The organism is Rhizobium sp. YJ-22, from assembly GCF_029601685.1.
GTDB lineage: Bacteria > Pseudomonadota > Alphaproteobacteria > Rhizobiales > Rhizobiaceae > Metarhizobium.
On the sequence record NZ_JARRIR010000003.1, the window covers coordinates 43,431 to 68,119 of the forward strand.

Consider the following 24,689-nt stretch of genomic DNA (forward strand, 5'->3'; position numbering starts at 1 on the left):
ACGATGATCACGCTCTACGACTACGAACTCTCCGGCAATTGCTACAAGATTCGCCTGCTGATGAGCATACTGGGCCTCGACTATACGGTGGTGCCGGTCGATTTCTATCCCGGACGCGAGCACAAGTCGGACTGGTTCCTGGCGATCAATCCGCTCGGCCAACTGCCGGTGATCGACGATGACGGTTTGGTGCTGCGCGATGCGCAGGCGATCCTCGTCTATCTCGCCGCAAAATATGACGCCGGCAATAGCTGGTATCCGCGCGAAAACGCGGACCTGCTCGGCGAGATCGGCCAATGGATGGCCTTTGCCGATTCGATCACCGCCACGGCCTCGGCCGCCCGCCTGCATGACGCGCTGTTTTACGATCTCGACGCCGAGGCAGCGCGCGCCGGTGCCCACCGGCTGTTTCGCATCCTCGACGAACATCTGTGGTTCGGCGAGCAGGAGGGCCGCGACTGGCTGTGTTCCGCCGCCCATCCCACCGTCGCCGATATCGCCTGCTTCCCCTATGTCATGCTTTCGGAAGAGGGCGGCATTTCCCGGCAGGATTATCCGGCCATCCGCCGCTGGTGCGACCGGGTCAAGCGCATCAAGGGGTTCACCGTCATGTCTGGCGTCTTTCCCGCCGGCCCGGCGAAGGCGGCCTGAGGCGGTCTCGCGCCGGCGCCATCGTCCGGGGCTACAGGTTTCGAAGGATTTTCCAGACAATGGCGTGGATGTGATCAATTTTTTCTTTAGTCTATAGATTAGATAGACAATTATAAGGGCAACCAGAGGAGTTGCCATGTCCCAGACCCCGAAGAACCGCCTTGTCGGCATTGCCGGAAGCTTCAGCCGACCGTCCCGCACGCTCAGCCTCGTGCGCACGGTCGGCGAGCGCGCCGAGAATCTCTACGATTTCGACAGCGTCTATTACGACCTGCACGATCTCGGCCCGTCTCTCGGCGCGGCGCAATGGCGCAGCCAGCTCGATGCGCAGGCCGAGCGTGTGCTCGCCGATATCGTCGCCGCCGATCTTCTGGTCGTGGGCTCGCCGACCTACAAGGGATCCTATCCCGGCCTGTTCAAGCATCTCATCGACCTGATCGATCCCGCCGAACTGCGTGGCAAGCCGGTGGTGCTGACCGCCACCGGCGGCGGCGACCGCCATGCGCTGATCGTCGAGCATCAGTTGCGGCCGCTGTTCGGCTTCTTCGCCGCCCATGCGCTGCCGACCGCCGTCTATGCCTCGGATCGCGATTTCACCGACTATGCCGTCTCCTCGCCCGCCTTGTCGGCGCGCATCGACGATGTCGTCTCGGAGATCGGCATTCTGTTTCCGGCGTTGAGCCAAGCTCGGGTCGCCGCCGAATAATCCCCCGTCATCGATCTGCGCGGGCGTCCGCCTCGCATATGGCCAGCACGACAATGCGCGGCGCGAGGCACCAGGAAAGCCGCGCCCGCCGGCCCAGCGACGTCACGCCCTTTGCATTGGCAAGATCGACGGCGATATGCTCGTAGCCGAGGATCTGACGGTCGAGAGGGAAGCTTGCCTTGTACACCGCCTCCTTGGCCGAGAACAGCAGGCGGTCGGCGAGGGTGGGGTCGATGCCCCCGGTAACATCGCCTGGCGTTCGGACCACGGCGGCGATCTCTGGCGGCAACGGTTCGGCAGGTTCGACGTCGATCCCGATTGCGGCGATCCCGGCGGCAAGCGCGGCGACGGCCATCTGCTCGTCATGGGCAAGCGAACCGGAAAACCCCGCCGGCCATAGCGGCTCGCCGGAGGCGGCGCGGGGAATGACGGCCCCGGTGATGCCACGACTTGAAAAAAGCGTGCGGGCGGCGGATCGCGCCGCGCCGCTGGCCCGTCGCGCAGCCGGCTGGCGGGCGGAAATCGAGCGGGACTCTTCCGGCAGCAGCCGGTTTTCGTCGCCCGGCCGGATCAACCTGCAGGCAAGCGCGACGCCCGGCGGTGCCATCTCCGCCATGGCAATCGAAAGAGCGGCCTCCGCGGCAAGCGCGGAGGTCTCGTCTTGGAAGATCACGCCGCCTTGACCGGGCGGACGAAGCGGTGCAGCTTGGCCGGGTTGCCGCGCCACACCGAGTTCGGCTCCAGCACCTCGCCCTTCATCACGAAGCTGTCGAGATCGGCGATGGAATTGTCGCCCATGGTCACGCCGTAATGGACGAAGGCGGCCGGCCCGAGGGTGCAGCCGTTGCCGATGCGGATATAGTCCGACTTGAAGGCGCCTTCCTCCAGCGAATGCGCCTGGATGACGCAGTTTTCGTTCAGCGTCGCGTCGTCGCCGATCTCGACCAGCGAGCGTTCGGTCAGGTTGGCGCCGCCGTCATAGACGCGCCGTCCGACCTTGACGCCGAGCGCGCGCAGGATCATCGGGCGGAAGGGCGTGCCGGCGAACAGGCGGGTAATCGGCGAATCCGAAAGCTTCCAGTGGCGCTCGTGCTTCCAGAAGGCGACGTCGTAGATGGTGGTCATCTGCGGCTTGAGGCGGCCGAAGCCGAGGCTGGCCCGCTCCATGAAAACGTAGAAGGGAATGGTGATCGCCGCCGTCAGGACCACGGCCGTAAACAGCGCCACCTCGGCCCATTCGGTATAGTAGTTGAGCGCGCGGTCCCAGATCGCCAGCGTCGCGAACAGCATCGCCCATTGGGTGGCGAGGAACATCGCGGCGGTCGCGAGATTGTGGCGATTCTTGTGCGGCAGGCGGGCGCGGCGGTCCTCTTCGCTGACCCCCTGGATCAGCTCCTTGTCACGCTTGACCATGCGCGGGATTTCGAAGGGCGGCGAACCGAGCAGGCCGACATTTTCACGGATGGGTCCGTCGATCGGCACCATCACCTTGGTGCCGAGCAGCACGTTGTCGCCGGTGCGGCCGTCCGGCGGATAGAAGATGTTGTTGCCGAAGTAGTTGCGCTCGCCCACTTTCGTATGCTCCAGCCGGAAGGCGGAAGCCGACTTGTGGACGTTGATCATGAACAACCCGTCCGAGACCATCGTGCCGGTGCCGATTTCGCACAGCAGCGGATTGTCCTGCTGCTGGTTGCTGCCGAAGTTCGAGCCGGTCTGGACCACTTCGTTGAGGTTCCAGCCAAGCGCGCGGATGTAATGGACGATGGCCGAGCTGTCGCCGAACAGCAGGTTGACCAGCCGCACATTGGTGCAGACCTCGACGATCGACTGCAGCCAGAAATGGAAGCCGTAGAGCGAATAGGTCCTGCCGGGCTTCAGCACCAGGCGGAACAGGCGTGGCAGCACCAGCGCCGCCAGCATGGTCACGGCGATATAGCCGATCAGCGTGATCGTCGTGCCGACGGCGACGATGCCGATGCTTTCCTGGTAATCGTCGGAAACATCCTGCCAGTAGCTGTGGAACAGCAGCGGGAAGGGCGTGACGATGACGAACATGGTGATGAGCTGCACCGCTTCGTAGAGGATGCGGCGTGTCTTCGACAAGGTCACGCTCGGCACCTTGCAGTAATCGGCATTGGTGGGCACCGCCGGCGAGCCGTGCCAGTGGGCGTCGTCGGGAATATGCTGGCCGCGCTGCAGCGACGAGGCGTGGCCGAGCTGGGCGCGGTCGCCGATCGAGGTGTCGATGTCGAGCACGCAGCCGACGCCGACATGCGCCTCACGGCCGATGGTGATCGACCCGGTATGGATATAGCCGGCCTCGGCGCGATAGCCGAGGATCATCGATTCCTTGCGCAGGATCGAGTTCGCGCCGATGGAGATCAGATCGGTGCAGACCGGTATGGTGCGGCATTCGACGGCGGTGTTGCGGCCGAGCCGGGCGCCGAGCAGGCGCAGGTACAGGCTGTAAAGCGGGCTGCCGCGGAAGAGCACGACGGGCGCGGTGCGGATCAGCGTCTGCACCACCCAGAAACGATAGTAGCGCAGGCCCCAGATGGGGAAGGATTCCGGCTTCCAGCGGCCGACCAGCAGCCATTTCATCGCCACCGCGAAACCGGACATGCCGAAGAAGGTCAGGGCCGAAAGCGCTACGCAGCGCAGATAGAGGTTCACCGGCTCGTCCAGCGCGTCATAGACCCAGTTGAGGCCCTTGTTGAACAGCCAGAGGCTGACATAGCTGTAAAGCGCATAGAACAGCGCCTGCGCCGCGCCGCAGCTCCAATAGGCGAGCGACGAGGCGCGATGGGTGAGCATCGGCTCCTCGACCGCCTCCGCCACCTCCTCGGGACCGCGCAGATGCCGGGCAAGGCCGGCGACGGTCGGGAACAGATAGATGTCGCGCATGGACGCGGTCGCCCACTCCTTGCGGGTGCGCAACCTGGCGCAGAAGCGGGCCATCAGCAGCGAATTGGCGCCGAGATCGTCGAAGAAATGATCCTCGACATAGATGTCGTCCATCTTCAGCACGTCACGCAAGGCGTCGGTCAGGAAATGCTCGTCGTCGGTGGAAGGCAAGACCTCCTTGCGCTCGGCGCCGAGCCTGAGGCTGGTCGGTTTCGGCAGCTTGCGGGTGTCGACCTTGTCGGAGACGGTCATCGGCAGTGCCGGCAGCTCTTCCAGATAGGACGGCACCATGTAGTCCGGCAGGCGGCGCTTCAGCTCGCCCGCGAGATCGGCGCGGGCAATCGCGGCCATCCCGGACTTCAGCGCGTAATACCCGACGAGTTCGACGCGGCCCGGCTCGATTTCCCAGGTGGTGACGGCGGCTTGCGCGATGCCCGGCTGGTCGAGCAGCACGGCCTCGATCTCGCCGAGCTCGATGCGGTAGCCGCGGATCTTCACCTGCGTGTCGATGCGGCCGTGATATTCGATCTCACCCTCGGCATTGATGCGGGCGAGATCGCCGGTGCGATAGATGCGGTGCGAGGGATTGTTGGGCAGGCCGATGAAATCATGGATGAATTTCTGGGCCGTCAGATCCTCGCGGTTGAGATAGCCGGCGGCAAGGCCGATGCCGGCGATGCCGAGCTCGCCGAGTTCGCCCGGCGCGACCAGCCTGGGCTCGTCGGCGTCGAGGATGGCGATGGAATAGGTAGGCAGCGGCGCGCCGATGGTCACGGGGCGGTCGGGCGTCAGATAGCCCATCGTGGCGGTGACGGTCGCTTCCGTCGGGCCGTAGGTGTTGAGGATCTGGCGGCCGGGCTTCGACCAGCGGGTGACGAGATTGTGCGGGCAGGCCTCGCCGCCGACCAGGATGGCGCGCAGGCTCGGCACGTCGCTTTCGATGGAAGAGAGCAGCGTCGGCGAGCAGGCCATGCAGGTGATGGCGTTGGCGCGCAGGAAATCGGCCAGTTCCTCGCCGACCAGCGTCAGCTTGCCCGGCGCGGGTACGACGGTGGCGCCTGCGGCGAAAGGCACCCAGATCTCTTCCGTCGAGAAATCGAAGGCAATGGTCATGCCCTGATAGACGCGGTCGCCGGGGCGGTATCCATAGGCGTCAGCCGCGACGCGCACGAAATTGCAGATGCTCTGGTGGCGCACCGCCACGCCCTTCGGCTTGCCGGTGGTGCCCGAGGTATAAAGAATGTAGCAGATGTCGTCGGTGGAGGCGGCGATATCGAGCGGGGCGCCGGACAGGGCGGCAACCTCGGCACTGGCGCTGTCGATCACCACATGCGGCACCGAAAGCCCTGCTGCGCGCTCGGCATAACCGGGCACGGTGACGACCAGCGACACGCCGGCATCCTCGACGATCAGCGCCATGCGCTCCTGCGGGAAGGCGGGCGCCAGCGGCACGAAGGCGGCCCCGGCCTTCATCACGGCGAGGATGGCGATGTAGGTCTCGGCGGCGCGGTCGAGAAGCAGCGCCACGCGGTCGCCGGGCTTGACGCCGCGTTGCGCGAGCAGCCGGGCGAAACGGTTCGCCTGCGCATCCATTTCGGCATAGGTCCAGTGACGGCCGCCATCGATGACGGCGGTGGAGGGGCCGAAGCTCTGCGCAAGCCCCTCGAAGACGCGGGACAGCCGCTCGCCGGGACGCCCGGCCCTGTCGAAATCCCTGCCTGTCAGCACCGGCGGGTGCGCGGGAGAGGGGGAGATGTCGTCTGCTGCGCGCCCGATGTCGACCGAGTCGTCGTCGGCCTCGGCAAGAGCGCCCGAATGTGCTGCCGTATCCATTGCCATGCTTTCCAAAAAAATTCGCCGAGCGGGGCGAATCGCACGCCCGCCGCGCCGGCGCATCGCCGTCTTCGGGCGAGCTTTGATCCTGTCTCTTGGCGGGATTGTGACGGAAATCCGCATTGCGCAACCAGGAGGGGGCGAAATTCACGCTTTTATTTGCGCTCGTGCGATTTTGACACAGGCGAGGAATGCCGGCGCGCCCGGTGCATGGGTCGCCGCATCGAGGCGCGACGGCTCGCCGGGCCGGCCGCTCGGGATGCCCGGTCCGCCTGCGGTGACAGCTTCCGGACATCATCCGGCGAAAATGGCCTCCGACATGTAACTTTGCCGGCGATATTTGCATCCGGCAGTAGTTGTCGTGTTGACAAGTTTTATAAGGAAAGCTCTACTGCCTTCTATTCTATAGGCGCATGAACGGTGTCGATGGAGGGCGACGTGACGAAGTATCTCACCGCGAAATGGGGTGCCCTTGCGGCGCTGGTCTCCTCGTCCTTTCTCCTGCACGGCTGTCAGACCGAGGCCGGTCGGCCGACCATTTGTGCCTCCGGCAGCCAATCCGCCCAATGCAAGGTTTCGAAGAAGAATTCTGCTGCGGCTCATGCAATGCATAGAGCTTCCGCCCGTCATTACTGATCCTTGAATGCTGACGATCACCGTCGAAACGCTCCGCGCCACCGCAGCGGGTTCCGATTTCGCGCGCGGTGTTGCGACCCATGTGCTGGCCGCGTGCGAAGACATTCACCGGACGCCGTTGATCTCGATCGAGAAGGAGGCCGGGCGCGATGTGATGCTGCCGACCGCGCGACGGTTGTTTTCGCGGGTGACCACGCTTGCCATCAGCGATTGCCTGGCAGGCGGCATGAAGAACCGATTGCGCGGCGGGCGGGAGATCCTGGCCGCCACCGGCTTTCCCGACTGGAATCCCGGCCATTTTCTCGATACGGCGGAGATGATGACCGCCGTGGCGCTGGGATATGGCTGGTTCGGTGCGGTCATGACGGCTGCCGACCGGAAGAGGGTGCGCGAGGCGCTCATCGACAAGGGTCTGCGGCCCGGCCTTGCCGCCATCGAGGCCGACGCCTTCTGGGTGACGGCGCGGCACAACTGGAACACCGTCTGCTGCGGGGGGATGATTGTCGCGGCGCTGGCCCTGCGGCAGGAAGCGCCGGCGCTGTGCGACGCCGTTCTGGACCACTGCCGGCCGGCCATGGCGGCCGGGCTTTCGGCCTATGGCACGGATGGCGGCTATCCCGAGGGACCATCCTATTGGGAATTCGCCACGCGTTATGCCGCGCTCGCCCATGCCGCGCTGCTGGAGGCCGGCCTGATCGAGCAAGTGCCGCCGGCCCTGGCGGGAAGCTGGCGCTTTTCCCGCGACATGACCGCGCCCTCCGGCGAAGTCTTCGATTGCGGCGATACCGATGCGCGGGTGCCGCGCTCGCCGGTGCTCGGCTGGCTGGCGCGCATTTCCGGCGATGCCGAGGCCGCCGTCTGGCAACGCGTGGCGCCGGGCGAGCCCTCCGCCCTCGATCTTCTCTGGTGCGGCGCCGACGCCGCTCCCAAGGGAATGCCGTCCTTGGCTTTTTCCCCTTCTCCCCTTGGAGGAGAAGGTCCGGGCAACGGGATGAGGGGGGTGCCGCAGGCACAAAATTCCGGGAATTCGCTCGTCTCATCCGGCCTCTCATGCCGGGAAGGCGAACCACGGATTTCACCTGCCCCGCGGCCGAATGAGGGAAGAAGGGAAAGTGCGAAGACGGCCTATGCCGATAGGGGTGCTGCCCCGTATGTTCACGCTTATGAACCGGCTGGCATGGCGGTGTTGCGCTGCGGCCGGGGCTGGGCGGGTCTCAAGGGCGGGGGCAACGCGGCCAACCATGCCCATCTCGATCTCGGCGTCTTCCTCTATGAAATCGACGGCATCCGCTTTGCCAGCGATCTCGGGCGCGAAAACTATGCCGTACCGGGATATTTCGACCCGAAAAGACGCTTCTCCTATTTTCGCACCCGGACGGAAGCGCATGGCACGCTGCGGTTCGGCGATCGCGAGCAAACGCTGGCGATGCGCGGTCGCCTGCTCGGCACGGCGGCGCGACCGGAAAGGCTTGGCGTCGCCTATGCGCTGGAGGATGCCGGCGGCGTGGCCTGGCGGCGCGGGCTGCAATTGCGCGACGACGGCCGGCTGGCGGTCGTCGACGAGGTGGAGGCGCGGGAGCGCCTCACATGGCAGGTCTATACCCTGGCGCAGGTGACGATTGCCGGGCGGAAGGCGATGTTGCGGCGCGGCGGCGTCAGCGTGTCGGCCGCCATCGTCGAACCGGAGGAGGAGGCGTGGCAGTCAGCACCCACCTGTTCGCCGCCGGGTGAAAGCGACAATTCCGCCTACACCCGCCTGTGGTTCGAGACGCAGCATCCGGGCCGGCTGCGGGTGGATTTTTCGCCCGAGGGGGCGGGGGAGGCGGGCGCCATCGCGCCCATCGCCGAATGGGGGCTTTCGATGCCGGCGGGAGGTTAAGGCGATGAAGCTTTTCGATTGGATCGCGGAGCGGCGGCGCGGCAAACCGCCACCGGAGGGGGAAGCGCCGCCGACCCTGCATATCTATGCCTCGCAGCCGGCGGTCACCACCATGCTGGTGACGCTGATCGGCGTCGAGGAGGCCCATATCGACGGCATCATCACCGCGACCACGGCGAAATTCGGCAGCAGACATCGCATCGTCTATGTCACCGACAGCCTCGATTTCATGCGGTTCCGCCATCGCAACGCCCTTTTCGAATATCTGCCCTCGATCCTGGAGCAGACCCTGCACGCCGCCGAAATGCCGTGGGATTCCTACATGGCACGGCGCTGGCAATTGCTGCTCTCCAAATGGAAGCCGCTGCATATCTTCAGCTACGGTCAGAATATCGATACTTTCCTGGCGGCCGCGCCGCGACTGGCGACGGGTGGCGGATGAGCCTTGTCCTCGATATCGTCTTCGTCGCCGATGTCCGTTTCGAAGGCGGCACCTCCACGGCATTGGCAACCGAAATCATCGCCGCCGCCCGCGCCGGCCTGCGCACCGGGCTGCTGGCGGTCAAGGGGCCGCTGCTCGGCCTGCCTTTTCCCATGCATCCCGATCTGCGTCGGCTGATCGACCACGGTTTTACCGAACGCATCGACCCTGACATGCCGGTCAGGGCCGGCATGGTGCAGATCCACCATCCGACGATCATCGAGAACCGGCCGGACCGGCGCATCGCCATCACCTGCGACGTGCTGTTGATCGTGCTGCACCATCCGCTCTACGACGCCGCCAAACGCAGGCAATACGATCTCGAGCGCGTGGTGCGCCATGCGCAGGAGGCTTTCGGACGAATGCCGGTGCTCGCCCCCGTCAGCTCCGTCGTTCGCCACAGCCTGACCTGGACGCTGCCGCCTGACACCTCCGTGCTGGAAGAGGATTGGCCGAACCTGATCGACACCGACGACTGGCCGCGCCGGCCGGATCGCCCGGTGGGTTCTCCCATCGTCATCGGCCGCCATTCGCGCCCCGATCCGCTGAAATGGCCGTCGCGCGAGGAGGTGGGGCAGGTCTATCCGGTCGATGGCAAGCGTTATCGCATCCGTATCCTCGGCGCCGGCGATTATCTCGCGGCGAAATACGGCACTGTGCCGCACAATTGGGACATGCTGCCCTTCGCCTGGGAGGGTATCGCCGATTTCCTGGCGACGCTGGATTTTTACGTCTATTTCCACGATCCCGCCTGGTCGGAAGCGTTTGGGCGCACGATCCTGGAGGCGCTGGCCGTCGGGCTGGTGGTGGTCCTGCCGCCGCATTTCGAGCCGCTGTTCGGGGAGGCCGCGGTCTATACCGTCTCGGCCCATGTCGAGCGGGTCATCAACCGCTTCATCGACGATCCTGCGTTGTTTCGCGAGCAGGGGGAGCGGGCGCGAAAATTCGTCGAGACGCAGCATGGCGCCAGCCTTTATTCCGTCCGCATCGCGCGGGTGATGGCGCTGCTGGCGGAAACGCCCGCGCATGACAAGGCCCCGGTTCGGCCCGTGCCGCCGCTGCCGATGCGCAATGTGCTGTTCATGTCGTCGAACGGCATCGGCGTCGGCCATGTGGCGCAGCAGCTCGCCATCGCCAAGCGGCTGCCATTGCGCCTGAAACCGGTCTTCGCCACCATGTCCTATTCGATGCGGGCGGCGGTGGAGGCGGGATACCAGGCGCATTTCCTGCCGCATCACCGTATCCTCGATGCCACGCCCGACGACTGGAACGATGCGCTGGCGGAAGAGGTGTTCGAGTTGATCGCCCATCTCAACCCCGCCGTCTTCGCCTATGATGCGACGGCTGTGTTCGAAGGGGTGACGCGGGCGCTGGAGATGTTTCCCGGCCTGTTCAAGGTCTGGGTGCGGCGACCGCTCTGGCGCGAAAGCCATGCGGTCTTCCTGCAATTTGCCGATTGTTTCGATGCCATTGTCGAGCCTGGGGAACTCGCCGAGGATTTCGACCACGGGCCGACGGAAGCGTTCCGCAAGGAGGTGCTGCTGGTGCCACCGGTTCTGCATCTCGATCCCGCGGAGCGGATGCGGCGCGAGGATGCGCGCGCCGCCCTCGACATCCCCGAGGATGCGCTGGTGGTTGCCGTGCAGCTCGGCTCCGGCGCCAATTTCGACATGACCGGCGTGCGCCGCCGGCTGATCGCGGAAGTCTTGCGCCATCCGCAGGCGCTGGTGCTGGAAATCCGCTCGCCGATCGCGGCGGAAGCGGAAACGGCGGAGACGCTCGGCGAACGACACCGCATCGTGTCGCTGTTCCCGAGTTTTCGCTACAGCCGCGCTTTCGACGCGGCGATTTCGGCCGCCGGCTACAATGCCTTCCACGAGCAGGTGCTGGGCGGCATCCCGACGCTGTTCGTGCCCAACGAGGCTGACGAGATGGACCTGCAGGTCAAGCGTGCCCGCTGGGCGGAGCTGACCGGTCATGGCTGGCTGCTGCGCCGCGATTTCGACCTGTCGCTTGCGCCCCGGCATATCGAACGGCTGCTCGATCCGGCCGAGCGCGCGACTATCGCAAAACGCTGCGCCGCCATCGCATGGGAAAACGGCGCCACCGAAATCGCCCGCTATCTCGAAGACCATGCCAGGCTGGTGCGCACCGACCGGGATGTGACCAGGCCATGACGGGCGAAACCCCCATCCGCTCGTTGCGCGACGACGCCCTGTTCGTTTCCGCCAACGGCATCGGCCAGGGACATCTGACGCGGCAACTGGCCGTGGCGCGCCGCCTGCCGACGGGCGTGACCGCCGCCTTCCTGACCATGAGCTACAGCGCCTCCATCGTCCGCGATCTCGGTTTTGCCGTGCATGTCCTGCCGCATCATCATCTGACGGGCGAGGCGCCGGACGTCTGGAATGCGCGGCTGGCCGAGGAGATCGAACTGCTGCTCGATGCCCGCGCCAGCCGCACGCTGATCTATGACGTCAATTTCGTCTTCGATGGCGTCATCGAGGTGTTGCGAAGACGGCGCGACCTGCGCTCGGTCTGGATCCGCCGCGCCATGTGGCCGCAGCACCACGCCGCCTATCTCGGCGCCGGCGTGCATTTTTCAGAGATCGTCGAACCCGGCGAATTCGCCGAAAGCTATGACAACGGCCCGACGGTTCTGGCACGCGAGCGGGTGACGGCTGTTTCGCCGGTGCTGCTGCTCGATCCCGACGAACGCATGGAGCGCGAGGCGGCCCGCGCCGCGCTCGGCCTACCGCCCGAGGCGACCATCGTGCTGCTCGACATCGCCCGTGCCTCCAGCCAGGCGCTTTCGGAACGGCACCGGCAGATCGACGCGTTGCTCTCGCAGCATGGCGTTCATGCGGTGGAGTTGAATTCGGCCTTAGCGGCCGCCGCGGAGCGCACCAGCCACCGCCCCGGCCATAGCCGGTTGACGCTCTATCCGGCCTATCGCTTCAGCCGCGCCTTCGATGCGATGATCGTCCGCGCCAGCTACAACACCTTCCACGAGAACATCGCAGGCGCCATCCCGACGCTGTTCGTGCCCGACGAGGCGGTGGACATGGACCGGCAGGTGGACAGGGCGCGTTTCGCGGCGGATAATGGGCTTGGCCTGCTCTGCCGCCTCGATGCGCCGGAAGCAGGGATGCGGGCGGCAGTCGCGACGCTGCTTGATGCGGATGCACGGGCGCGGTTGACGGCGGCTTGCGCGGCTTTTGTCGCCGAGCGCGGCGGGTGGCAAAATGGCGCAGATGATGTCGCGGGCATGATCATGCCGCCCTCAGTGCAGGAGCGTCTGCGGCCCGTGAAATGAAGCCCTGCCGAAAACCCCTTCTCTCCTTGGGGGCGAAGGGGGAACGGCGTCTTAAATCGATTTGCGACTGTCCTGCCGTTGGGAGGGAGGTTGCTGCATCGATGTCTGGAACAGGAGGCGTAGAAAAGATCCATGCCATTGCCGGACAGCCTCTGTCTGATGCCCTGGATCCACGCGCATGTGGATGCGCAGGGCCTGCGTGGCCTCTGCTGCATGGACATGCGTCGCTTCGATGGCCCCGTGCATAACCATTCCGTCGAGGATTACTGGAATGGCGAGGAGATGCGGGCGATCCGCCGGCAGATGATATCAGGGCGCCTGCCGCCGCGTTGCGCTGCCTGCAAGGGCGACGGCAACCGGGCGTTGAGCCTCAAGGACGAGGTGACCGCCCGCTGGCCGGATTGGGCCGAGATCGTCGTCGGCGAGACGGCGGAAGACGGCAGCACGACGCTGCGCCCCTTCACCTTCGATTACCGCAACTCCGTCTGCAATCTCAAATGCCGCACCTGCGGCCCGCATTCCTCCACCACCTCCGAAGCCGAGGCCCGTGCCGTCGAGGCCATCGGCGCCATCGAGCGCGATGCCGGTCGCTGGGACCAGGCCTATCGCGCCAAGCGCGACGCCGGCCATGACAGCGCTCGCAACGAGTTGGTCGCCGCCGCCCGGCAAGGACGCATCCGCCAGCTTTATTGGGCCGGCGGCGAACCGCTGTTCGATGCCACCCATTGGGAGGTAATGAACGCGCTTGTCGAGGGCGGCCATGCGCAGAATGTCGATGTCGCCTATAACAGCAATCTCACCCTGCTCTCCTTCAAGGGGCAGGGGGTGGAAGACCTGTGGCCGCGCTTCCGCTCCGTGCATGTGCAGGCCTCGGTCGACGGCCTCGGCAAGGCCGGCGAATATATCCGCAGCGGCTTCCGCACCGAGACTTTCGTCCGTCATGTCGATACCCTGCGCGATCTCACGCGCGAGGTGCCGGCCATCCGGCTGACGCTGGATGTCACAGTCACCTCGCTCGGCCTGCTGTATCTCGGCGATCTCATGCAGTTTTCCGTGGAGCGGCGGCTGGAGACGACGGCCAAGCTGATGGCGCCGCGCCGCATCAATTATTACCTCGCCGTCGATGCCCTGCCGCCGGAGGTGGCGCGCGACTGGTCGGACCGTTGGATGACATGGATCCTGCGCCATGATCATGAGGGGCTGCTCGGCAGCGTCTATGACGTGCTGCTGCACCATCGCAAGCGCGAGGTGAGGCCCGATCCGGCGCTGCTTTCGCAGTCGGCCCACACGATCGCCGCTTTCGAGGCGGCGCGCAAGGAGGCCGGCCTGTTCCGGCAGCTCTGCGCCGTCGATGCGCGTCTGAAGGATTTTGCGGTTCCGGCGTGAACGGCCAGGACAATTGCCTTGAATTTCCGGCAAACTGGTCGCAAGACTTGATGGCTGGAAAGAAAAGGCCCGGTTCCAATCTGCTGAAAGGCGTGGGACATGCTTCGATCGATCGTTCTTGCCGCCTGTCTTGTCTTCCTCGCCGGCCCGCTCCGGGCGGAAAACCGCATTGCGCTGGTCATCGGCAATGGCGGATACCAGCAGCTCGCGCGCCTGCCGAATGCGGTCAGCGATGCGCAACTGATCGACAAGTCGCTGACCTCGGTCGGCTTCAAGACCATCCTCATCACCGATGGCACCCGCCAGCAGATGGTGCAATCCATGAAGACTTTCATGGAGGCGGTGACGCCGGAGACCAGCGTGCTGGTCTATTATGCCGGACACGGCATCCAGTTCGGCGAGGAGAATTACCTGATCCCCACCGACAGCCAGCTATCCTCGGCCTCCGACCTGCCGCTGGAAGCCTTTTCGCTGCGCATGATCACCGAACAGCTCGAGCGCGCCCATCCGCGCATCGCCATCCTCGTGCTCGATGCCTGCCGCAACAATCCCTTGAAACGGAAAGGCGCGGCGCGCGCCGGCGAGGACCAGCCGGCGCCCGGTCTTGCCAAGGCGACGGGGCCGCTCGGCACCTTCATCGCCTTCGCCACCGCCCCCGGCCAGGTGGCGACCGATGGCGCCAAGGGCAACAGCCCCTTCACCCGGGCATTGGCCGACCTGATGACCGCCCCTGGTCTGCCCATCGAGCAGGTGTTCAAGCGGGTGCGCGAGCGCGTGATCGACCAGACCTTCGGCAAGCAGGTGCCCTGGGACAATTCCTCGCTGACCCGCGACTTCTTCTTCGTCGAGGCCTTTGCCGGCCTGCCGAAATTTAACCCCGAGGCCAGCGCCGACGCCCAGGCCTGGCAGGTGGCCGCCAACGAGGACATCGCGACCTCCTACGAGACCTACCTGAAATCCTATCCGCAGGGGCTGTTTGCCGATCTGGCGCAGATGCGGCTCGATTCCTTCCGCCAGGACGTCAAGCCGAAGGCGGAGCAGCAGGTGGCGTCGCTGGCGCGCGACCGCAAGATCAACGCCTCCGACGACCTGACCACCTGGAACGCCATTCCCGAAAAGGGCCGGCCGGAGCAGTATCGCGATTACCTCGAAAAATTTCCGGACGGCGTGTTTTCCAAGCTGGCGCGGCTGCGGCTGGAAGATGCCTCGCGCTCCAACCTTTCGGAAATGACCAGCATCACCACCAAGATCACCCCGAATTACGAGGAGTTCGCGGAAAACCCGCTCTATCCCGAAATCACCGATTGCGACCGCGAGGCCGGGCATGTGCAGGAAATCGCCGATCCCTCGGTGGGTGTCTATTTCAAGCAGATCGTGCCTGAGCGAGCGGTGCCGGCCTGCCTGAGCGCCCTGAAACAATATCCCGACAGCCTGCGCATCCTGATGAATTACGGCCGGGCGATCGATGCCGCCGGTCGCCATGACGAGGCGCGCGAGATCTACAAATCGGGCGCCGCCGCCGGTTTCCCCATCGCCTTCCGCTCGCTCGGCGACGTCTATCGCGACGGGCGCGGCATCGAGAAGAACCTCAACGAGGCCCGCTACTGGTATGTGCTGGGCGCTGCAAAGAAGAACGTCTTCGCCGAATTCAACCTCGCGGTCATCTATGAGAACGGCATGGGCGTCGAGGCCAATCCGCAGAAGGCGGCCTATTGGCTGTGGCGCGCCGCCAAACAGGGCTTTGCCCCAGCCATGGAAAAGCTCTCCGCCTATTATCTCGATGGCAAGGTGCTGACCAAAGACCCTGTGCAGGCCGAACTTCTGCTGCAGGGCGCCTCGGAAATGGGCCATATCTATGCCGAATACCAGCTCGGCAATCTCTATGTCGACGGCAATCTGCTCAAGCGCGATCCCGATGCCGGCCTGCGCTGGATCACCCAGGCCGCCCGCCAGGGCTATAACGAAGCGCAATATCGGCTCGGCACGCTCTATAAAGATGGTGTCGGCGTGAAGAAGGATCCGGCCGCCGCGCTCAACTGGTTCACGCTCGCTCGGGCGAACGGATTGGAGAAGGCCGGCGAACCGGCGGATGCGCTGGCGAAGTCACTTGGCAAAAGCGCCTCGCGCAAGGCCAAGCAGTTCGCCATGGAATTTAAACCGGTCGTTGTAAAGTAATCACCCGAACGGGTGAGTAAAACCGGTCGCTTCGAGCGGAGAATACCAGGCCGGGCAGAATATGAATCTTGACTGAAACAAGGCAGACCGGTAGGTTTGTGATCAAGTGCCTGGAGGGTGTTGCTATGCGTCAATGGCTATACTGTCTCGCAGTGTTAGGACTATTTTCCGTTCCGCAGGCCGGCGTTGCGCAATCGGCGACGACGGCCGGCTATTCCCGCGACGATGTCGTCAACTTCCTGATCGAGCAGGCCGATCTCGGCCAATCGCGTGCCGTGTGCATGGGTACGAAATCCGAATGCGCGGCCAAGACGAAGCCCAAGGGTTTCGACATGCTGCTGACTTTCGACCTGGATTCGGCCAGGCTCAGCGAAGCGGCGCAGAAGAACCTCGACATCATCTCGCAGGCGCTGATCGACGGCCGCCTCAAAGCCGCGAAATTCCGCGTCGAAGGTCATACCGACGCCCGTGGCGGCGACAAGTACAACATGGCGCTCTCGACCGAGCGCGCCGATGCGGTGGTGAGCTATCTGGAGAAGAAGCAGGTTCCCGCCGACCGCCTGCAGGCCATCGGCTTCGGCAAGAGCGTGCCCCGCACCAGCAACCCCTTCGACCCGGAAAACCGCCGGGTGGAGCTGAAGCTGTCGACGGAGTGATTTGAACAGGCGCCGGCGAATGTTTTTGGAATGAGGCTTTGGCCCCAAAACACCTTCTCCCTCGGGGCAGAAGGCAAGGAGCGGCATCGATATGCGCTCCCGGCTGCGCGTTGGGAGATGATGATGAAGACCGCGTCAGCCACAAAAGACGCGGCGAATGTGTGTTTCTCCGCGTGCGAAACGAGCCGGCCATGGATATCGACGGTCTTCTTTCCCCGATCAATGACGAGGCCCCTTGCGGGCCCGACCTCGATGGCGACGGCGACAACGATTATTTCAACTACACCCTTGCCGCAGAAAGCCGCCTGCCGGAAACCTTCTTCAATTTCAAGACCGAGAAGATCTTCGACCGGACCACCATCAAGCTGGACGACGAAAGGCGCAAGCTCAACGAATTGCTCGGCCGCTCGCGCGACCTGCGTCTTCTGGTGCTGATGGCGCAGTTTTATGCCAGCGCCGGCGATTTTTTCGGATTTTGCCGGACAATCGACACGGTCGCGGGGCTGCTTTCCAGATACTGGCTCGACGTCCATCCGCAGGCGCAGGATGGCGATCTGGAAATGCGGCGCGTGGCGCTGGAAGGGCTGAACGACCGCGCCAAGGTGGTGATGCCGCTCATCCATGCGCAGCTTTTCGCCGATCGCCGTGCCGGCGCGGTCTCGCTGCGCGCCTGGCAGGTGGCCCAGAGGCCGGAAATTGCCTACAGGGACGAGGAAAAGCCGAATCCCGCGCTGTTGCGCGAAGCGTTTTCCGTCGCCGAAAACCGCGTCGGCGTCAATGCGGCCTTCGAGGCCGTCAATGGCGCCAATCGGCGGCTTGGCGAGATCCGCGGCCGCTTCCAGAGCGAGGGCGCCTTCGAACAGGCGCCGGTTTTCGACGAGCTCCTGACGACCCTTGCCGATATTGGCAAGCTGCTGATCGACAATGCCCCGCATCTGCAGGCGGTTGCCGCCGCTGCGCCGGAGCCGCCACCCGAGCCTTCCCCGGCGGAAACGTCCGTCGCGCCGGCGGCATTCCCAGCTCCCGTCCGGCCGCCATCCGCAGCGGGCATCCACAGCCATCGCGAGGCGCGCGCCGCGCTTTCGGCGCTGGAAACCTATTTCGCCGAAAACGAGCCGTCTTCTCCGGCGCTGATCCTCGTTCACCAGGCGCGGCTGCTGATCGGCAGGCCGCTGGTCGAGGCGCTCGCGGCGCTGGCGCCGGCGCAGGCCGGCGGCGCGATGCTGATGGTCGATCCCGCCTCCGGCTTCTGCCTCGACATGGAACGGATGAAGCAACTGACCGTCGCCGTTCCCGCCGAGGACGGCGCCGGCCCGGGCATCCTGCGGCGACTGGCGGGGCCAGAGCCCGGGATGCGCGACCGGGGCGAGGCGCTGGCGGCCATGCTCGGCATCGAAGAGTTTCTGGCTGCAAGGGAGCCGTCCAGCCCGGTCACCATGCTTCTTTCGCGTGCACGCGCCATGATGGGCAGCAACTTTCCGGCATTGCTTCGGGAATTGCTTCAGGAGGAGAAGAAATCCTGATGCCTGCTCTATTGGATTATTTGACAAACGGAACGCATTCTGAGCTTCTATCAAGAGGCGAATGGAGGAAGACATGAGTTCTGACAATGGCCAGCGCTTCATCAAGCGTAACCGCCCGCCTCGTGTGCAGATTTCCTATGAAGACCCGACCAATGCCGAGCGGCTGGTCGAGCTGCCCTTCGTGATGGGCGTGCTCTCCGATCTCTCCGGCAATGCCTCGCAGGTGGAAAAGCCGCCGATGGCCGACCGGAAATTCTCTGCCGTCAGCATGGACAATTTCGACGATTACATGCGCAGCGTCGAGCCGGCCATCGCCATGCGGGTCAAGAACCGTCTCGATCCGGACGGACAGAACGAGAAGATCGGCGTCAACCTCACCTTCCGCCAGATGGCCGATTTCGAGCCGGCGGCGGTCGCCCGGCAGGTGCCGGCGTTGCGCGCGCTCCTGGAGGCGCGCGAACAACTCGCCAACCTGCAGCGCTACATGAACGGTCGCGTCGATGCGGAAAACAAGCTGCGGGAATTGCTGTCCAATCCCGAGCTGATGCGGGCCTTGAACGACCGGCAGGCGGCGACGCGGCAGGACGAGCCCGCCGCCGATGACGGCGGCCGGTGATTTCGAGAGGGAACGGTCAGATGGTCGGGGAAACGGCAAGTCTCAATCAGCCGGCGGAGCAGGCGACCAGTGAGGTCGATGAATTCGCCGCGATCCTCAAGCAGAGCTTCAAGACGCGCACCGAGCGGGCGGCGACCGAGGTCGACAACGCCATCGGCACGCTGGTGCAGCAGGCGCTGGCCGATGCCGACGTCATCAAGGACGACGTGCTCGACACGATCAACGAGATCATCGCCCGGCTCGACGAAAAGCTTTCGGCCCAGATCAACGAGATCATGCATGCCAAGGAGTTCCAGTCGATCGAGAGCGCGTGGCGCGGCCTCAACTACCTGACCAGCAATTCCGAGACCGACAGCACGCTGAAGATCAAGGTGATGAACGTCTCGCGCAGCGAATTGCTTTCGGATTTCAAGCGCTTCGCCGGCGCCAAGTGGGACCAGAGCCCGCTGTTCAAGAAGCTCTACGAATATGAATACGGCGTGCTCGGCGGCGAGCCCTACGGCGCGCTGGTCGGCGACTACAATTTCGACCATACGGCGCAGAGCGTGTCGCTGCTGCGCGATCTCGGCAAGATCGCCGCCGCCGCCCATTGCCCGTTCATCTCGGCCGCCGACCCGACGCTGTTCGGCTTCGACGAATGGAGCGAGCTGGTCAATCCGCGCGATCTCGGCGAAATTTTCGATGCGCCGGATTATGCCGCCTGGCGCTCGCTTCGCGATTCGGAGAATTCCCGTTACGTGGCCCTGTGCATGCCGCGGGTGCTGGCGCGCGAGCCCTATGGCGAGAAATCGATCAAGGTCGAGGAATTCGCCTTCGAGGAGGAGACCAGCGGCCACAATGCCGGCAATTACGCCTGGATGAACGCCGCCTATGCCATGGCGGTCAACATCAACCGGGCGCACAAGGAATATGGCTGGACGGTGCGCATTCGCGGCGTTCAGTCGGGCGGCGAGGTCATCAACCTGCCGCTGCACACCTTCCCGACCGACGACGGCACCGTCGACATGAAGTGCCCGACCGAGATCTCGATCACCGACCGGCGCGAGGCGGAGTTGTCCAAGGCCGGCGTGCTGCCGCTCGTCCACCGCAAGAACAGCGACAAGGCCGCCTTCATCGGCGCGCAATCGCTCTACAGGCCCAAGAAGATGACGACGGACGAGGCGACGGCCTCGGAAAACCTGTCCTCGCGCCTGCCCTACATGTTCGCCTGCTCGCGCTTTGCCCATTATCTCAAATGCATGGTGCGCGATGCCGTCGGCGACACCAAGGAACGCGAGGATCTGCAGCGCTGGCTGCAGGGGTGGATTAACCGCTATGTCGATGGCGATCCGCGCAACTCCACCTCGATCGTCAAGGCCAAGAAGCCGTTGGCCGGCGCCAAGGTGGATGTCTACGAAGATCCGGAAAATCCCGGCTACTACGCGGCGAAGTTTTTCCTGCGACCGCATTACCAGCTCGAAGGCATGGATATCGGGCTCAGCCTGGTCTCGAAACTGCCGGCGGAAAAGTAAGGCGACGCGATCATGCCCGCTGCGGATGGTTCGCAGCGGTGAATTGCAACCGGATGCCGGGAAATGCCCTGACGGAAGCGGTCCTCTCACGATAATGCGACGCGAACGCGTCCGCTTCACCGATCATCGATTTTTCGCGGTGTTCAAACCGACCAGGTGAGGGACGTGTCATGCCGACAAACATGCATCTGAAAATCGACAGCATTCCGGGAGAATCGCGCAAGAAGGGCCATGACGACCAGATCGAGCTTTTGAGCTGGTCCTTCGGCATGGACCAGCAGGCCTCCGTCGGCCATGGCCACGGATCGGGCGCCGGCCGCGTCAAGGTTCACGATCTCGTCGTGACGAAATATCTCTGCAAGGCGGATTCGGCGCTGATGAAGCATTGCTGCAACGGCAAGCACATTCCGGAAATCACGCTCTACGCCGAAAAGGCGGGCGGCGAGGATCCGGTCGAATACGTCAAGTTCGTTTTCAAGCAGGTTCTGGTCACCAACCATACCATCAGCGGCGCCGAGGACGGCGACCAGGTGCTGGTGCAAGTGGCGCTGAACTTCGCCGAATACGTCTTCACCTATAAGCAGCAGGAGGCTGAGGGCACCGCCGGTTCCGACGTCACCCAGGGCTGGAACATCGCGCAGAACGCAGCCGCGGCCTGAGTTTTCAGCGGGTTCAAGAGGCAAGGCTGCCGCCGCGTCGGACGATGCGGCGGGCAGGCGCGATGCCGCGGGACGTTTGTAAGCCAGGAAAGCGGTTGCCGCCTATTCCATTCTCTCCGCTGGGAGAAAGTGTTTGCGGCATCGGCGTGCCGTATCGGGCAGGTCCCGCGCTGTCGGGAAAGAATGTGTTCGAGGGTGTGGAAAAAGACGAAAGGCCGAGGTCATGGCGGAAGAGGTCCGGTATCATGTGCCGCTGATGCACGCCTTTCGCGATGCCTACCGCAAGGGCGATTCCCGCCGTTCGCCACGTGACGACGGCGAGGATCGCGCCCCGTCCGAAGCCGAGGCGGTGCGTCGACGCGGCCTCAGCGAGACGCAGATCCGCGATACTGTGCTCGAGGATATCGGCGCCATCCTGTCGACCGTCGACCTGCAATCGGCCGTCGAGATCGACGACCTGCCGCATGTCTCGCGCTCGATCCTCAATTTCGGCCTTTACGACATCATGCATCTGACCAGCGAGGACTCGCGGGTCTCGGAAATCGAGCGCAACATTGTCGCCGCCCTTCTGTGCTACGAGCCGCGCATCCGCCGCGACAGCCTGCAGGTGGAATGGTCGCAGCGCATCGACGACGTGCAGCAGAAAATCCGGCTCAGCATTTCCGCCGAAGTCGACAGCCGCCCGGTGAACATACCCGTCGATTTCACGGCGGAAGTCGATCTCAGCGCCTGCACCGCCGTGATCGCGCGAGGGGCGGAGCGAAAATGAACCGCGAATTCCTGGAATTCTACGACCGCGAACTGAAAATCCTTTATGAGCGCTCGCAGGAATTCGCCGAGGAATTTCCGGGCGTCGGCAAGCGCCTGGGAGCGCTGACCGAGGAGAAGATCGACCCTGCCATTGGCGGCTTGCTGGAAGGCGCCGCCTTCATGGCCGCGCGCGTGCAGCTGAAGCTGAAAAGCGAATTCGACACCTTCACCGTCGAGCTGATCGAGCAGCTGCTGCCCGGCTTCCTCGCGCCGACGCCCTCGTTCGCCATTGCCCAGGCGCGGCCGGATTATGCCAATCCGGCGCTGAAGAACGGCATGCGTCTCAAGGCCGGGCAATATATCGAGACCGCCTTCATGGAGCGCGAGCGCCGCGTCGCCTGCCGTTATCGGCTGGTGTCGGATATCCATCTCTGGCCCTATGCGGTGGCCTCGGCCAGCTACCATCCCTCCGCCGCGCCGCTGCAGGCGCAGGGCTTCGATTGCGGCCCGACGGTCGCCTCGGGGCTGCAGATCGATCTCGAACTGCGCGACAATGCCGAGGGCCAGCCGCGCGCGGCCGATCTCAAGGTTTCCGCCTCGCCGGCCGACGAATTCACCTTCCACCTCACCGGGCCGATGAGTGATGCGGTGTCGCTGTGCGAGCAGGTGTTTTCGCGGCTGGAAAAGGTGGCGATCCGCTATCTCAACGCGGCGGGCGACCCGCGTTTCATCCTTGTCGATCCCGCAAGCATCGAGCCGGTTGGCTTCCGGCGCGGGGAATCGCTGTTTTCCCATGACAACCGTTTTTTCGGCGGCTTCAACCAGTTGCGCGAATATTTCGCGTTTCCGGCCAAATATCTGGGCTTTCGCATTTGCGGGCTGGAGCGGCTGCTGAAAAACGTCGATGCCTCGGGCGTCTCGCTGCTCTTGGCCTTTTCCGATGTCGTGCCGCGCCTCGCATCGATGGTGAAGGGGGCGTGGTTCGCGCTCTATGCAGCGCCGGTGACCAATCTGTTCGACATGGTCTGCGCGCCCGTGCCGGTGCGCAGCCAGGAGGACGAATTTCCGGTGATTCCCGACCGCAGCCGCACGCTGGATTACGAGGTCTACAAGATCCTCGACGTCACGGCGCAATTGCCGCGCAGCAAGGAAGCGGTGCGGGTCTTCCCGCTCTATTCCGCCCCGACAGACAATGTGCCGCTGGCGCATGCGCCCTATTATTCGGTGCGGCGACTGGAGCGGCAGCGCACCAATCGCGAACGCCGCTTCGGCATGCGCAGCACCTATCTCGGCACAGAAACCTTTTTGTCGCTGCGCGAGCCGCCCGGCGGCATCGACGGCGAGCATGTGCGCACGCTGAACGTGCGGGCGTTGGTCACCAACCGCCATCTGACCGACCAGTTGCCGGTTCGGCGCGGCAGCCCGGATTTCTTCCTGCTCGACGACACCACCATCCAGTTCGATTGCATCGCCGGGCCGACGCCGCCGCGCGAATCCGTGCTGGTCGGGGCGCGGCGCGGCAAGAGCAGCGAGTCCACTGGCGCACTCCTCTGGAAGCTGGTCAGCCTGCTGCAATTCAATCATCTCGGCCTTGCCTCGCGCCCCGGCAAGCAGCCGGTCAATGCGCTGCAGGAGTTGCTGATGGTGTTTTCCGACACCGCCAATGCCTTCATCGAACGCCAGATCAGAGGCATCCTCGATGTCGCCGTGCAGCCGGCGGTGCGCAAGGTGCGCCTGCAGGATCGCTATGCTGTGGCGCGCGGGCTGGAAGTGACGGTGACGCTGGACGAAAACGCCTTCGAAGGGCAGGGCGCCTTCCTGATGGGCATGGTGCTTAGCCGTTTCCTCACCGAATATGCCGGGCTCAACAGTTTCGTGGAAACCGTGATTGTCTCCAAGCAGCGGGGCCTGCTGAAACGCTGGCCGCCGGAAATCGGCGAAAGGGCCGCGCTATGACCCTGCCGAAGGAGCTGGAAACCGAGCCGTATCGCTTCAACCTCTTCAGCCTGCTGCGACAGCTGGAGCGCGAGACGCCGGGCAAGCCGCGCATCGGCGACAGCTCGACCTTGGCCGAGGAGGTGGTGGCGTTGTCGCAGGATCCGTTCCTCGCCTTTCCCGCCGCCAATATATCAGGCGTTTCGCAGACGCCGCATGGCGTGCCGCGCCTGCATACCCGCTTTCTCGGCATGTTCGGGCCGCAGGGGGCGCTGCCGCTGCATGTGACGGAGGAGACCTATCGCTGGTCGCTGCGCGATCCCTCCTTCGCCCGTTTCGTCGATATCGTCTCGACACGCTTCCTGCAGCTCTTCTACCGCGCCTGGGCCGATGCGCGGCCCATCGGCCAGGCGGAGCGGCCGGCCGAGGACCGCTTCTTCGCCTTCGTCGGCAGTTTCGAGGGCATCGCGACGCCGGCCATGCGGCAGGTGGATACGGTCAGCGATCTTGCCAAGACCCCGTTTGCGGGGCTCGCCAACATCCATGTAAAAAGCGCCGCCGGGCTGGAGCAGTTTCTGCGCGGGCTGTTCGGCCTCGAGGCCGAGGTGCAGCAATGGATCGGAAGCTGGCTGACCTTCGAGGAGCGGGAGCGCATGCGCTTCGGCGGCGGGCAGGCGGGGCTCGGCCTCAATGCCTATCTCGGCCAGCGGGTGCATACCATCTGCGAGCGCATCCGGGTGCGTATCCGCTGCCGCGACAAGCGCCATTACGAAAGCCTGCTGCCCGGCGGGCGGCAGTTCCGGCCGCTGGCCGATGCGCTGTTCTTCTTCTGCGGCTATCGTCACGAGATCGAGGTGGAGCTTGGCATTCCCGCGCCGCAGGCGCCGGGCGTGCGCCTTGGCGGCGAGGGCAGGCTTGGCTGGACGTCCTGGGTCGCGCCCCGCGACGACGCCCCGGAAAACGGCTATTATTTCGAGGCCCGTTTCGATCCCATGATGCGGCGGGAGGCCTAAGCAATTCCAGCAGAAGTGTGAAGCGGTTTTGCGTCCGGAATTGCGACAAAAAGAGGAGG

General features: G+C 64.5%; 18 protein-coding genes. 16 read left to right on the forward strand and 2 right to left on the reverse strand.

The genetic code is table 11. The features are described from left to right. Positions 1–3 precede the first annotated feature (3 nt). On the forward strand, positions 4–651 hold the full coding sequence (locus P7F60_RS08260; RefSeq protein WP_277917251.1) for a glutathione S-transferase: 648 nt from the start codon (positions 4–6) through the stop codon (positions 649–651). Between the two features lie 136 nt (positions 652–787). Further along, the gene (msuE, locus tag P7F60_RS08265; protein ID WP_277917252.1) at positions 788–1,357 is read left to right on the forward strand and encodes an FMN reductase; all 570 of its coding nucleotides are present in this window, start codon (positions 788–790) and stop codon (positions 1,355–1,357) included. A 7-nt stretch (positions 1,358–1,364) separates the two neighbouring features. On the opposite strand, the gene P7F60_RS08270 is transcribed toward msuE, so the two are convergent. Then, positions 1,365–2,030, reverse strand: a complete 666-nt coding sequence (locus P7F60_RS08270; RefSeq protein WP_277917253.1) for a 4'-phosphopantetheinyl transferase superfamily protein — start codon at positions 2,028–2,030, stop codon at positions 1,365–1,367. Continuing rightward, positions 2,027–6,094 carry a Pls/PosA family non-ribosomal peptide synthetase gene (locus P7F60_RS08275; RefSeq protein ID WP_277917254.1) on the reverse strand — a complete coding sequence of 1,356 codons (4,068 nt, stop codon included), beginning with the start codon at positions 6,092–6,094 and terminating at the stop codon, positions 2,027–2,029. The genes P7F60_RS08270 and P7F60_RS08275 overlap by 4 nt, the downstream gene beginning before the upstream one ends. A 643-nt stretch (positions 6,095–6,737) precedes the next feature. On the opposite strand from P7F60_RS08275, the gene P7F60_RS08280 reads away from it, so the two are divergent. The 14 genes from P7F60_RS08280 (at position 6,738) to tssG (ending at position 24,630) form a co-directional block, all read left to right on the forward strand. Beyond that, positions 6,738–8,609, forward strand: a complete 1,872-nt coding sequence (locus P7F60_RS08280; RefSeq protein WP_277917255.1) for a heparinase II/III family protein — start codon at positions 6,738–6,740, stop codon at positions 8,607–8,609. Positions 8,610–8,613: 4 nt separating this feature from the next. Next, positions 8,614–9,051: a hypothetical protein gene (locus P7F60_RS08285; protein WP_277917256.1), complete on the forward strand. Its 438-nt coding sequence runs from the start codon at positions 8,614–8,616 to the stop codon at positions 9,049–9,051. Next, on the forward strand, positions 9,048–11,267 hold the full coding sequence (locus tag P7F60_RS08290; RefSeq protein WP_277917257.1) for a glycosyltransferase: 2,220 nt from the start codon (positions 9,048–9,050) through the stop codon (positions 11,265–11,267). The genes P7F60_RS08285 and P7F60_RS08290 overlap by 4 nt, the downstream gene beginning before the upstream one ends. After that, complete coding sequence (locus P7F60_RS08295) at positions 11,264–12,406, forward strand: hypothetical protein (RefSeq protein WP_277917258.1); 1,143 nt, start codon at positions 11,264–11,266, stop codon at positions 12,404–12,406. Before P7F60_RS08290 ends, P7F60_RS08295 begins: the two co-directional genes overlap by 4 nt. A 132-nt stretch (positions 12,407–12,538) precedes the next feature. Next, positions 12,539–13,792, forward strand: coding sequence for a twitch domain-containing radical SAM protein (locus P7F60_RS08300; RefSeq protein WP_277917259.1), 1,254 nt, complete (start codon positions 12,539–12,541; stop codon positions 13,790–13,792). 99 nt (positions 13,793–13,891) lie between these two features. Further along, positions 13,892–15,967: a caspase family protein gene (locus P7F60_RS08305; RefSeq protein ID WP_277917260.1), complete on the forward strand. Its 2,076-nt coding sequence runs from the start codon at positions 13,892–13,894 to the stop codon at positions 15,965–15,967. 125 nt (positions 15,968–16,092) lie between these two features. Further along, positions 16,093–16,623, forward strand: coding sequence for an OmpA family protein (locus P7F60_RS08310; RefSeq protein WP_277917261.1), 531 nt, complete (start codon positions 16,093–16,095; stop codon positions 16,621–16,623). 191 nt (positions 16,624–16,814) lie between these two features. Continuing rightward, entirely contained in the window at positions 16,815–18,146 is a 1,332-nt protein-coding gene (locus tag P7F60_RS08315) for a type VI secretion system ImpA family N-terminal domain-containing protein (RefSeq protein ID WP_277917262.1), read from the forward strand. A gap of 73 nt (positions 18,147–18,219) precedes the next feature. Then, positions 18,220–18,762, forward strand: a complete 543-nt coding sequence (tssB, locus tag P7F60_RS08320) for a type VI secretion system contractile sheath small subunit (protein ID WP_277917263.1) — start codon at positions 18,220–18,222, stop codon at positions 18,760–18,762. 20 nt (positions 18,763–18,782) lie between these two features. Beyond that, positions 18,783–20,273 (forward strand): type VI secretion system contractile sheath large subunit, encoded by a 1,491-nt coding sequence (gene tssC / locus P7F60_RS08325; protein WP_277917264.1) that lies wholly within the window; start codon positions 18,783–18,785, stop codon positions 20,271–20,273. 170 nt (positions 20,274–20,443) lie between these two features. After that, positions 20,444–20,932 (forward strand): type VI secretion system tube protein Hcp, encoded by a 489-nt coding sequence (locus P7F60_RS08330; protein WP_277917265.1) that lies wholly within the window; start codon positions 20,444–20,446, stop codon positions 20,930–20,932. A 223-nt stretch (positions 20,933–21,155) separates the two neighbouring features. Next, positions 21,156–21,701, forward strand: coding sequence for a type VI secretion system baseplate subunit TssE (gene tssE / locus P7F60_RS08335; protein WP_277917266.1), 546 nt, complete (start codon positions 21,156–21,158; stop codon positions 21,699–21,701). Next, the gene (gene tssF, locus P7F60_RS08340) at positions 21,698–23,638 is read left to right on the forward strand and encodes a type VI secretion system baseplate subunit TssF (RefSeq protein ID WP_277917267.1); all 1,941 of its coding nucleotides are present in this window, start codon (positions 21,698–21,700) and stop codon (positions 23,636–23,638) included. The genes tssE and tssF overlap by 4 nt, the downstream gene beginning before the upstream one ends. Beyond that, the gene (gene tssG / locus P7F60_RS08345; RefSeq protein WP_277917268.1) at positions 23,635–24,630 is read left to right on the forward strand and encodes a type VI secretion system baseplate subunit TssG; all 996 of its coding nucleotides are present in this window, start codon (positions 23,635–23,637) and stop codon (positions 24,628–24,630) included. The genes tssF and tssG overlap by 4 nt, the downstream gene beginning before the upstream one ends. The last annotated feature ends 59 nt before the right edge of the window (positions 24,631–24,689 follow it).